Origin of the sequence: Nostoc sp. TCL26-01 (genome assembly GCF_013393945.1) — a bacterium.
In the GTDB taxonomy this organism is placed as follows: Bacteria; Cyanobacteriota; Cyanobacteriia; order Cyanobacteriales; family Nostocaceae; genus Trichormus.
On the sequence record NZ_CP040297.1, the window covers coordinates 2,779,979 to 2,792,117 of the forward strand.

11 protein-coding genes are annotated in these 12,139 nt (G+C 40.4%); 6 read left to right on the forward strand and 5 right to left on the reverse strand.

Annotation, left to right across the window (positions count from 1 at the left end; translation table 11 throughout):
• Positions 1–767 precede the first annotated feature (767 nt).
• Entirely contained in the window at positions 768–2,306 is a 1,539-nt protein-coding gene (locus FD725_RS11890) for an FAD-dependent oxidoreductase (RefSeq protein WP_179048342.1), read from the reverse strand.
• An 888-nt stretch (positions 2,307–3,194) separates the two neighbouring features.
• On the opposite strand from FD725_RS11890, the gene era reads away from it, so the two are divergent.
• Positions 3,195–4,169, forward strand: a complete 975-nt coding sequence (gene era, locus FD725_RS11895) for a GTPase Era (protein ID WP_179048343.1) — start codon at positions 3,195–3,197, stop codon at positions 4,167–4,169.
• Between the two features lie 16 nt (positions 4,170–4,185).
• Positions 4,186–4,851, forward strand: a complete 666-nt coding sequence (locus FD725_RS11900) for a response regulator transcription factor (RefSeq protein WP_179048344.1) — start codon at positions 4,186–4,188, stop codon at positions 4,849–4,851.
• A gap of 129 nt (positions 4,852–4,980) precedes the next feature.
• Here FD725_RS11900 and FD725_RS11905 read toward each other — a convergent pair whose 3' ends face one another.
• Entirely contained in the window at positions 4,981–5,340 is a 360-nt protein-coding gene (locus FD725_RS11905; protein ID WP_179048345.1) for a hypothetical protein, read from the reverse strand.
• A gap of 641 nt (positions 5,341–5,981) precedes the next feature.
• Here FD725_RS11905 and FD725_RS11910 point away from each other — a divergent pair.
• Positions 5,982–7,019, forward strand: a complete 1,038-nt coding sequence (locus FD725_RS11910) for a DMT family transporter (protein ID WP_179048346.1) — start codon at positions 5,982–5,984, stop codon at positions 7,017–7,019.
• A 39-nt stretch (positions 7,020–7,058) separates the two neighbouring features.
• Here the strand turns inward: FD725_RS11910 and FD725_RS11915 are convergent, their stop codons facing one another.
• The 3 genes from FD725_RS11915 to FD725_RS11925 all read right to left on the reverse strand — a co-directional run bounded on the left by FD725_RS11915 (position 7,059) and on the right by FD725_RS11925 (position 9,808).
• The gene (locus FD725_RS11915) at positions 7,059–7,631 is read right to left on the reverse strand and encodes a Uma2 family endonuclease (protein ID WP_179048347.1); all 573 of its coding nucleotides are present in this window, start codon (positions 7,629–7,631) and stop codon (positions 7,059–7,061) included.
• Positions 7,632–7,853: 222 nt separating this feature from the next.
• Positions 7,854–8,423 carry a hypothetical protein gene (locus FD725_RS11920; RefSeq protein ID WP_179048348.1) on the reverse strand — a complete coding sequence of 190 codons (570 nt, stop codon included), beginning with the start codon at positions 8,421–8,423 and terminating at the stop codon, positions 7,854–7,856.
• Positions 8,423–9,808 (reverse strand): AAA family ATPase, encoded by a 1,386-nt coding sequence (locus FD725_RS11925; protein ID WP_179048349.1) that lies wholly within the window; start codon positions 9,806–9,808, stop codon positions 8,423–8,425. Before FD725_RS11925 ends, FD725_RS11920 begins: the two co-directional genes overlap by 1 nt.
• A gap of 209 nt (positions 9,809–10,017) precedes the next feature.
• On the opposite strand from FD725_RS11925, the gene FD725_RS11930 reads away from it, so the two are divergent.
• From FD725_RS11930 to FD725_RS11940, 3 genes are all read left to right on the forward strand, one after another.
• Complete coding sequence (locus tag FD725_RS11930) at positions 10,018–10,452, forward strand: SufE family protein (RefSeq protein ID WP_179048350.1); 435 nt, start codon at positions 10,018–10,020, stop codon at positions 10,450–10,452.
• Positions 10,453–10,529: 77 nt separating this feature from the next.
• Positions 10,530–11,444 (forward strand): alpha/beta hydrolase, encoded by a 915-nt coding sequence (locus tag FD725_RS11935; protein ID WP_179048351.1) that lies wholly within the window; start codon positions 10,530–10,532, stop codon positions 11,442–11,444.
• 124 nt (positions 11,445–11,568) lie between these two features.
• Entirely contained in the window at positions 11,569–12,129 is a 561-nt protein-coding gene (locus tag FD725_RS11940; RefSeq protein ID WP_179048352.1) for a Uma2 family endonuclease, read from the forward strand.
• The last annotated feature ends 10 nt before the right edge of the window (positions 12,130–12,139 follow it).

The window sequence follows — 12,139 nt, forward strand, 5'->3', positions numbered from 1 at the left end:
CGGAAAAACTGTGAATGCGCTAGTATTTCTCCTAAATATTAATAGTTTTTGTATCATGGTTAACAAAATTTTCAATTTATTTAAAGCCACACATACTAGATATGTGCCTTTTGTATACAGATTTTTGCTGTCAGGTTTAATATTGCATTGTTAGTTCTTGGTGTAAATATCAACAATTTATGCTATGATGTTGTTTACCATATAGCAAAATTTACCTTTAGTCTAGAAAAGTTTAGAACTATAAAATATTAGTGAGTCTACCTCACAAGGAAAAACCAAAAAAAGCAATTTTGTTATAGAAGCAACTTTTAAAAATCCGAATGTGTGAAGTAGGATTTAGAGAAGTCTTAGAGAGTGTTTGAAAAGTTTCAGCAGGTATAAAAATGTCATTCTGACTGGAGCGCAGCGTCAGGAAGAATCTAGGTTTTGTGGCACATACCGAGATGTTTCATTCCGCTACGCTACATTCAACATGACAAAGAAACAGACTTTTCCAACGTCCTCTTAGAGGTGTTTGAAAAGTCTAAATTAATACCAGCCCTGGCGATTATAAATCGCGGTTACACAGACGAAACCTGCCTCCGCAGGTTTGAAATACTTGATTTTGTGTTAGTCCACGGAGGTGGACTTTGTTTGTGTAGTAGCGATTTCTAATCGCCCAAAACTTTTTAAACATCCTCTTACATCAGTTCAAAAACTGCATTTAACAACAAAATACCCGAATTATCAAAAAATTCGGGTATCTAAAGTTTTTGATTATTGAAAGTTTAACTAACTGACTTTTGCGTAACAGGTGTTAGACCATTAATCGCTGGGCCATTGATAACTTGACCACAAGCATCAAACCGCGAACCATGACAAGGACAATCCCAAGTCTGCTCAGAAGAATTCCAGTTAACGATGCAGTTAAGATGGGTACAAACTGCGGAATGTTCATGCAAGTGACCATCTTCATCTCGATAGGCAGCAACTTTTGTTAACCCACGTTGCACAACTGCACCTGTACCTGGGGCAATTTTTTCCACAGTATCAACATCACCTGGTTTGAGCCAATCTAAATACTGACTAGCTACGTTGAGGTTTTCGGAAATTAAATCAGCGATCGCCCCCATTCTAGCTCGTGCAGGGTCGTAAACTTCTGCCCAGGTGTTTTTTCTGCCCAAAATGGTATCTGTCAACAGCATACCGGCGATCGTGCCATGAGTCATCCCTAAACCAGAATCACCTGTGACGATGTAGATATTTTCGCTATCAAAGGGGGCTTTGCCAATGTAAGCAATGCCATCATCAGCATTCATTACCTGACCAGACCAGCGATGGGTAATTTCTTCGATCATGGGGAATCTTGCTTGTGTCCACTGTTGCAATCTGGCATAGCGGGCATCAGCATCGTTGGCTTGACCTGTCTTATGATCTTCACCACCGACGATCAAGATATCATGTTCGGCATCTAACTTTTGCAACCGGACATAGTGATAAGGATCTAAAGTGTCCCAATACAAAGCTGTGGTAACAGAATCACGAGGTACTTTTGCACCGATGACGTAGGTAAGATAAGCAGCTTGTTTAAAGTGCATAGTAGCCAAATTACTAATAGGAGAATTAGTAGCCACTACCACTGCATCAGCTGTTACCACAAAACCATTACTGGTTTCCACACGAGTTGTTGTCCCACCCTGAATTTTATTGACGTGGGTATGAGTGTAAATTCTCCCTCCACGACGTTGAATAGCTGTTGCTAAACCTGCCAGATATTTTAATGGATCAAATTGCCCTTGCTGAGGAAACCGCAGACAAACGCCTGTGTCCCAACCTGCTATCGGTGCTTGTTGGACAAGTTCTACATCAGCGAGTCCCGCACGATGGACAGCTGCTAATTCTTGGTGTATTTCCTTCACCGATGCAGGGTTATGAGGAAATAAATAACCATCAATTCGGGCAAACTCACACTCGATGTTTTCTTGAATAGCGATCGCCTCGATAGTATCAATAGCAGTTGTGTGGCTTTGGGCAATCAATTTTACTCGTTCTTGACCATGTATTCGTTCTAATTCCGAGTAGCGATAACTTAAAACATTTGATAAATGTGCTGTTGTTCGTGCAGTTTGTCCACCACCAATTACACCATCATCTAGCACCACAACTGATTTACCTGCGCGATTAAGTAAGTAGGCTGTTGACATTCCAGCTATGCCAGCACCGACAATACACACATCTGCATAAATGTTTTCTGCCAAGCTAGATGCAACTGGCACATTTGCCTGTTCCATCCAAATAGATGTAGTTTTTCCAGAGTTGTTGGGCATATTTCTTGAGATGTAAATCTAATTGTTTTGCTAAGAAGATCCTGATTTTTCTGCTATGGTAAGTCGATACTTACAGATTTGCTTGTTTTTCAATCTTTACTAATTTTAAAGATATTTAATAATCAATATATCTATAGTTTGATAGAGTTAATAAATCTACTTTAATGAGGATAAAATTGCGTTGCTTTTACTCTTATTGTTTTTAAATACTTATATATATCTATAGGAATCCGATTTGATTTTTGAATAAAATTAAGTATCTGTAGGGTGCGTTATGACTTCAGTCTAACGCACCGAAACCCTGAATTTGGTGCGTTGCGCTGCGCGACAACACACCCTACGTAATTTTCAGAAATCAAATATGAGTCCTATATAGCGATTTTCATGCCGATAAAGTACACCTATCTAGTCCAGAGGTCGTAGGGGCGTGTTAAACCAGTTATCAGTTATCAGTAAACAGTTATCAGTCAAGATAATTGGGTTTAAGTCGCCCCACTTTAACAGTGAACAGTTATCAGTCAAGATAATTGAATCAGCGTTAACTGATAACTGATAACTGTATTAACCCGCCCCTACTGCTTGTGAGAAATGCGGGTAGCCTCTGTTGACTAAAAATATGTACCTCACTTAACTGAGAAACGCTATAATTCTCCAAGCTTTATAGCTCAATGTTCCACAGAAAAACACACAGCACTGAAATTATAGCAATCCCCTAAAAGAAGTATAATTTTTGGGTTTTGTATAGTCATATCTCATTTTCTGGAGACGAGAGCTGAATATATTTAGTAGTGGATTAAACTGAAACAAAGACAGTTCGCCGAAAATCCCAGGGTGAATTTATGTGGGTTATGTGTCTTCAGAAAAACTAACTTATCTCAGCTATAAAATATGACGGTGGAACTAAAAGTGTCTAGTATTGATAATCACATTTTATCCTTGTCAGAGGATGTAACAATTCCTCAAGCTCCTCCCGGATTTAAATCTGGGTTTATTGGCATTATTGGTCGTCCTAATGTCGGTAAATCTACGTTGATGAATCAATTAGTAGGTCAGAAAATTGCCATTACATCACCAGTAGCTCAAACTACGCGCAATCGTTTGAGAGGAATCGTCACCACCCCAGCAGCCCAGTTAATCTTTGTAGATACACCAGGAATTCACAAACCCCATCATCAATTGGGTGAAGTGCTAGTACAAAATGCCAAAATAGCGATTGAATCTGTGGATGTGGTGCTATTTGTAGTAGATGGAACGGTGGCTTGTGGTGCAGGCGATCGCTTTATTGCCGATTTGTTAACACGCAGCCAAACGCCTGTAATTTTGGGGATCAACAAAATAGATCAACAACCCCCAGATGCTCACAATATAGATACCAGCTACGAGCAAATGGCTTTAGCTTATCAATGGCCAACAGTCAAATTTTCTGCCAAAGTGAGTACGGGATTACCTCAATTACAAGAATTATTAATCGAGCATTTAGATGAAGGCCCCCTATACTATCCCCCAGACTTGGTAACAGACCAGCCAGAACGGTTTATTATGGGAGAGTTAATCCGTGAGCAGGTGTTGCTGTTGACTCGTGAAGAAGTACCGCATTCAGTAGCGATCGCAATTGATCTAGTCGAAGAAACACCAACCGTTACCCGCGTACTTGCAACTATTCATGTGGAACGTGATTCCCAAAAAGGTATTCTCATCGGTAAAGGTGGCTCAATGCTCAAAGCCATTGGTAGCGCCGCCCGCGAACAAATTCAAAAACTGATTTCTGGTAAAGTCTATCTAGAACTATTTGTCAAAGTACAACCAAAATGGCGACACTCGCGCATCAGATTAGCTGAATTGGGCTATCGCGTGGAAGAATAGAAATAATTCGTGAATTATGAGCTATCCCTTAAATCTGCCAAGTGATGCTCCCCCTTTGCGTGTGTTGATTGTCGAAGATGATCCGATGATGCAATTGGGGCTAGAGCAATCATTAATGGCTCATCCTCAATTAGCAATTGTTGGACAAGCAGAAGATGGTTATTTAGGTGTGCAAGCAGCACTGAAGCTGAAACCAGATTTAGTAGTCATGGACATTGGTTTACCACGACTTGATGGTATTGCTGCCACACAGCAAATCAAAGCTGCACTCCCAGAAACTCATGTAGTAATGTTGACATCGCACAAAACACAGACAGAAATTATTGCTGCACTTTCTAGTGGCGCTGATGCCTATTGTATCAAAGGTGCAAGTGTCGAGCGATTATTGAATGCGATCGCTGCTGCCGTCGATGGTGCAACCTACCTTGATCCCCAAATCGCTAGACAAGTAATTGAAAACCTCAAACCCCCTTCAGTTTCTGGGAATACTGCGAATTTATCAGGACGAGAATTAGAAGTATTAAAACTCATGGTGGAAGGTTTAAGTAACCCAGAAATAGCCGAAAAACTCTACCTTAGTCCCAACACCGTCAAAACTCACGTCCGAGGAATTATGAACAAATTAGCAGTTGATGATCGTGTCCAAGCCGCAGTTGTGGCTCTACGTTCTGGCTTAGTTTGAATTCATCAAAGGAGTGTAGCGTGTATTTTTAAAAATAAAAACAAGTTAAAGGGAAAAAATTTACCTCTTTCCCTTTTTATCTGATACTGCAAGCAAACAATTGGTCAGTGTTCTATTTCCGAAGGATTATTACTTCACTTCATTAGGTTGAAATTTAGCTATCTTGCCTTTCTTCACAGCAACAATCACATCGTATGTTGAACAGTAAGAAAATGTTACATTATTAGCTTTATTGTAAAGATTAACGACATGACCAGCGCCACCAGGCTGAATACCAATAGGTTCTAAATCACCAAAAAAGAAGCGACGTAGTTGATCACCACTACCAATTTGACCTTTATTTTTAGTCAGTAAATCTATTTTCTGTTGCGTAGATAATTCTTGGGCTGATGCTTGAACTAAAGCAGGATTAATGACTTTAAGTGGTGCATCCCAAACAGTTAAAAAACCAGTGAAAGCAATAGTAGCAACTAGGGGCGCGAGTTTCATTGATTACTCCTGAAGATTGAGCTATCCCGAACACAAAAACTATCTCAGGTGCTAGTGAGAACTGATTGAGACTTAATCATAATTTTTATGAGTTTATCTGTTTATAAAATTCAGTTAATTCTCAGCATTTTCTCAGATATGAATGATGGCTCAAAGTCACAGAATAATACCAATTGCTCAAGTCATTTGTCGTTTGTATTTTCAGCTTTGCATCTGTCTCACTCTAATATAGGACTTACTCACTCAACCAAGAAACCATAAAAGAGGGTGGTCAATAGTCCATAGTCAAGAGGAGCCAGCCGCTTGTGGGGGTCTCCACGGCAGTTCGCTCAAGTCAAGCCACTGCGTTGCGTATTTTTCCCCCGTTGTAGCAAGTGGCGCGGGAAACCCGCCCACGGGGGTGGCTCAGGAACGCACTATCTCACTATTGACTATTGACAAAAAAGCCAGAAAATTTGGTGAAACTGCGTAAGTCCTATATTAGATAATTGGGATGACTTAATTTTTCTCTCAGCAAAACCTAATTTTGCTGTGGTTCTAAGTGAAGTAGGATCATAAATAATATTTTCATAACTTAGACTTTATTTTTTCTTAATTAGATTACTGTACTGGACAAAGTTGATTACAACCTAAAAACTATCATGAATCAAATCCACAAAACTTCTGGACAAACCTATCTGTGGCTAGCGGTAATAATTTTTGGAGCATCTAGTGCAGTTACTCGCAAGCTAACTGAAATTGGCGCTCAACACCTCGTAGATGGGCGCAATCCTATTTCCTTATGTAATGTTTTATTTGTAGGCAACTTGTGGGCCTTGGTAGTCCTGATATTAATTTATAGACGACAGTGGAATCAAGCAATATTAAAACAACTATCTAAGAAAGAGTGGGTAAGTTTAATAGTGGTGGCTATTTTAGCAGGAGCATTAGCACCTGGTTTAATTTTCCAAGCATTAGCCATCACACGAGTCAATAATGTGATTTTAGTGGGACGCATAGAACCTCTTCTCACGCTAGCTTTATCAATCTGGTTATTAAAAGAACGAGTAAATTTTTGGGAGTTGATGGGCGCTACTATTGCATTTATCGGCGTGACTTTAACCATTCTGCTTCAGCCAGCAGCTGCCGCCGTCATGAATATGGGCAGTTTGCATATAGGTCTAGGCGAAACTTTAGCAGTGGCTGGATCTGTTTGTGCAACGGCTGCTGTGATTATTAGTAAAAAATATCTTGTTCACACTCCTTTGGGGATCTACAGTATTGTTCGTACTGCTATAGGAACAGTCGTCTTTTTTGTCAGCGCTTTAGTTTTGTATGGTCAAGATCATTTTGCTGATGCGTTTTCACCTTTTCTGTGGCAGTGGATGCTGGTTTATAGTATTGTGATTGTAGTTATAGGTCAGTTATTGTGGCTGCAAGGATTGAGGAATTCAACAACATCTACAGCATCTCTGATTGGTTCTTTTAGTCCGATTGTCGGTGTCGTAGCGGCTTATTTGATATTAAAAGAAGCACCAACAACAGCTCAATATATTGGTGGTAGTTTAATTTTAGTTGGGATATTTTTAAGCCAAGTTGGGATTCAATACCAAAATGCCCGTAGAACCGCATCTTCTTCCATCGATTCTATGAAGACAGAACAAGCATTAGAAGCTGGTATGGGATTTAAGGGGATATAATAATTTCATTGATGGAGAATCACGAACTGATTATCCTCCTTAATGGCACTGCAAAACTTGAGCAGCAGTCAACGTTAGATCAGTAAATATTGGCGAAGCGATCGCATTATCTCCTGTATAAACCTTCTCCTCATAGAAACCCTCTACCCATTCCAGAACCGTCACTCGCTCTTGTATCGCATCAACAATCCAATACTCAGCAATACCCCGTGCCGCATATTCTGAGCGCTTATAGCGATAATCACGATTGCTCTGATTGGGACTCACTACCTCAACTACTAATAACGGTGGTGGCATCTCTGGCATGACTGTAGACCGTTTAGCTCCCTCCATCACAGTTGCCAACTCTTCCGAAAACACCACTAAATCAGGAACACGCACCCGCGAACCAGTAGTCACAATTTCCGTTTTCATCCGTAACTGAGAAGATGGGATGCCTAATTGCACAAGGCAAACAAGGATAAACATGGCAATTCGTTGATTTCTCTCACTCTCAGCCGGCATCGATAGCAGTTCTCCATCTTCCAATTCATACATTGCATCTGTACCATCGTCATAATTAAAGAACTCCTCAAGAGTCATAGATGGAACTTGATTTAATGTGATTGCCATAATTACCTTACATTCTTTTCAAAACATCCAGCTTAATCTATTTGCGATCGCTCACAAGGAGTTTACAGAAGACGTATGAATGCACTCCAACACAGGTTGGCATCTCAATTTTAGTACATTTGAGTATTGGGATTGCTGATGTAAAAACTAACTAGATTGAAGGCGATCGCCTACGATAAATAGAGATGCGATCGCACTAATGACAGTTGATCCACAATGCTACTATTTTCTCCCTCCGATCAAACGATTGAATTGAAGGTAATGTGGAGAACTTACTTTCAGCATTTGCTCTGGACTGTCATGATCATCAGTAATCTTCTCTCGTGTTGGTTTCTTATGAATATTAATATTTCTTATAGTGACGAAGCGATAAACGTAACTTTCAAGAAAATTCGGATATCTCCAAAACTCTTGGCCAATTTTCTGGCAATAAGCAACAAAACACTGTGCGCCTTTAAGTTGCTGAATTATTTCCCACTCTGTACTTGTCTTCGTCTTTGCTTTCATCTCTATAAAGAGAATGACTTTTTTTGTATCAATGTCGGCAACAATAACAAAATCTGCACGTTTGCATTCACCTTTTGAGCCAGTAAATATTGTATTGGGTGACTTAAATTGATCTGCCTTAATAATAATAACTTGATGGTCATCAGGCATTCCATTAATAGTTACATAACAGTTGGGTAGATCAGGTTCTCTCAGTATGACCTTTTTTTTATTGTTGTCATCAAATTCTAATGGTACTGTAGCAGTCTCTTTGATCATCTGTTTGAGGATAGCAATGTCAGACATTACTCTTCACTCCAGACAATTGCTTCCTGAATTCGGTTCATTGTTTCGATGGTTTGATCAAAACTGCGAGCTTCAATACCTAGTTCTGGATCGATATCGGCTGGTGTGAGAGTTGAGCATTTCTGTTTTCTTGTTTTACCCTCCGGTATTATCGATGCTTCCTCAGCAATATAAACCTTGATTTTTTCAGCCAATATCAGTTCTGCTGGCCGATAACCTTCTTCTTCAGCAATTCGTTTGAGATGAGGTTTATCATGATTGAGCATGATTAGTGTGTTCAGTTCTTTGATGATGTAATCACTATGGGTAGTGATGAAAACCTTAATACCCAGATTCACTAATCGAGCAAAAAGTCGTGCAACCCGGCGCTGGTTTTCGGGATGTAAGTTTAGTTCTGGTTCATCTACCATCAGTAAATCACCAAGCTGGGCTTCGTGTCTCAAATAAAAGCCAATATCTAGTAGAGAACGCACAGCACTAGAACTTTCATCCATAGACAGCTTGACTCGTTTACCCTTCGGCACATAGTAAAGCTCATCGTTGTGGGTGACTGTGTACTCACCACCGATAATGTCAGCAAAGTCAGCCAGCACATCGGGATGATTTTCGGCAATGAAACTAGTTTTTTTGACAATTGTTTCCAGTTTTCTGGTAAATTCCACATTTGTCTTAATAGGCAGAGCATAATCATCATAATCTTTAAAAAGCAGTTCCATTGGGTCAATATTCTTGTCAGCCTGACCCATTTCTTCTAAAAGACGATTACGAGCAAAATTCAACTCTTGGCGAAAAATCGCAGCACCAGTTCGTTCTGCGCTAGCAATGAAAGGACGAGGGAAAAGCTGATCAAAAATGATGTCTTTAAGAGCGTCAGCAATGATGCGTTCAATGATTTCGCTAGGTATTTTTATGTTTTCTTTTTCAACAAGTAGAGTGATAACTAATTCTGTGCTGTCTTCACTTTTTGTCATCGAGAATATTTCCGTGTTGGCAGATCCCATTGTCCGAGCAAATTTGTTTTTGAAATTGATATTTCGAGTGTCCAGTATCACTTTAAATTCTGTTTCCTTAAATCGTTCAGCCTGTGCTGCAAAAATCTTGGGTAATTGCTGAGTATATTCCTGACAAGCTTTAGTAACAATCTGCTCGGACTGTTGAACATATTCTTGTATATCAAGACGAATTACTCCGTCCGCAAAAAGCTGCTGAATCTTATTGGTGTTAATTATGATGGGAAACAGCGTTCGCCAAGTATACAAAAAACCAAATAACGCATAAGTCGCGTAAGTTTTGCCCGTATTATTGTAGCCACAAATGATGGTCAGATCGCCAAGTGTAAATTCGGCTTGTCTTAAAGCACCAAGATTTTTAACTTTAATTGTCATTGCCGTATTCCTTTAGCGATCATCACCTATAATCACTCTTCAACCATATCTTAGCCGAGAATGCTTAGTGACTTGAGCGATCGCTTTGATGTTGAGTCTGCAACTGTGAGATGATCAGTATCCAGGCGATCGCATAACGCCTCTTATAGAATCATCGTCTCGAAGATAATCTAAACTCAAAGTGAGACCAATTATTTGCCCTTGTGTTTATGTCTTCAACCTTAGATGCTTTGCCGCCTGCACTTGCTAAAATAGTCCAGCGCTTTCAACGTGCTTCTGACCCAAAGCGGCGCTATGAACAATTAATCTGGTATGCTCAAAAACTGCCAGAGTTCCCAGAAGCTGATAAATTACCGGAAAACAAGGTTCCTGGATGTGTTTCACAAGTTTACGTGACTGCCACTTTGAACGATGGTAAAGTTGCATTCCAAGGAGAATCTGATTCTCAATTAACCAAAGGATTAGTAGCGCTGTTAATTGAAGGGTTGAATGGACTAACTCCTACGGAAATTGTGCAACTGACTCCAGATTTTATTCAAGCCACCGGGTTGAATGTTAGCCTCACACCTTCCCGCGCCAACGGATTTTACAACATATTTAAAACTATGCAAAAAAAGGCGCTGGAATGTAAGTTAGAACAATAGGGCGGAAGATTGGGGATTTTGATTCCACATATTTTGCGGCCGACTCTGTACCATCAAGCAATTATTGGTGAAAAATTATGTCTACCAATTTACTAGCAACTACCGACGCTGTGGGATTTGGTGGAGTAGTCAAAGAATTCTTGTGGAATTGGCAAAACCAATCATTACGAGTTGTTTACGAAACTCTAGGTCAAGGTTCATCACTACTTTTACTTCCAGCATTTAGCAGTGTCTCTACTCGTCTAGAAATGGGTGAATTAGCTAAGTTACTTGCTCCCCATTTTCAGGTAGTTGCAGTGGACTGGCCAGGATTTGGTGCATCTGCTCGTCCGAGTTTAGATTATCGACCAGAAATATATCAGCAATTTCTTGAAGATTTTGTGCAATCTGTGTTTACTCAACCAATTACTGTGGTAGCGGCTGGTCATGCGGCTGGTTATGTGTTGCAACTAGCGCAAAAACGACCAGAGGCTTGCTCGCGGATTGTTTTAAGCGCACCTACTTGGCGTGGCCCTTTACCAACAATGGGAGCAAATTCAAAGGTAGCGGGGATTGTCAGAGGATTAGTGCGATCGCCGATTCTGGGTCAACTCCTCTACAAACTCAACACTACACCCAGATTTCTCAATTTCATGTACCGCCGTCATGTATTTACAGATGTAACGAGGCTAACACCCAGTTTCATAGAGCAAAAGTGGCAGACAACTCAACAACCAGGAGCCAGATTTGCTTCTGCGGCTTTTGTCACTGGTAATATTGATGCTATTCACCACCAATCTGATTTTGTCGCACTGGTACAGTCTTTATCTGTTCCCCTCATGGTGGTGATTGGCGCATCTAGTCCCCCCAAATCACGTGCTGAAATGGATACTATCGCCGCGCTATCGGGAGTTAAAAGCGCAGTCCTTCCCGGTTCTTTAGGAATGCACGAGGAATATCCAGCCGCTATTTTTGCTGCCATTGCAGATTTCTTGTTATCACCGCACACTTGAGAAATCTAGATAACTTGTGAGATGTCGTAGGATATATCAAAGATACCTAGTGATCACTACAAATAGTCATAGCAACAGGGGCGATCGCTCATAATAAAATCATCCCTTCTATATCTACTCATATATGGCGATCGCTATTCAACCCCAAATCACTTTAAAAGAATTCCTTAATCTACCAGAAACTGAGCCAGCATCAGAATTTATCAATCGAGAAATTATTCAAAAACCCATGCCTCAAGGTGAACACAGTACAATCCAAGGTGAACTAATTATTACTATCAATGGAGTCACTAAACCTGAGAAAATTGCACGAGCATTTCCAGAATTGCGCTGCACCTTTGATGGCGTTTCTATCGTTCCTGATATAGCGGTATTTCGCTGGCAGAGAATTCCGCAAACTGCATCTGGTAAAATTGCTAACCGCTTTGAGATTCATCCTGACTGGGTGATTGAGATTCTGTCTCCAGACCAAAAATTAACCAAGGTGCTGAGTAAATTATTGCATTGTTCGCGCAATGGCACTGAGTTGGGTTGGTTACTCAACCCAGAAGATGAAAGTGTGCTGGCGGTATTTCCTGGACAGCGAGTGGAGTTATACGAAGGCGTTGATCAATTGCCGATACTTGAGGGGATTGAGTTGTCACTGACTGTGGCACAGGTTTTTGGGTGGTTGAGTTTTGCCTAAAAAAGCGATC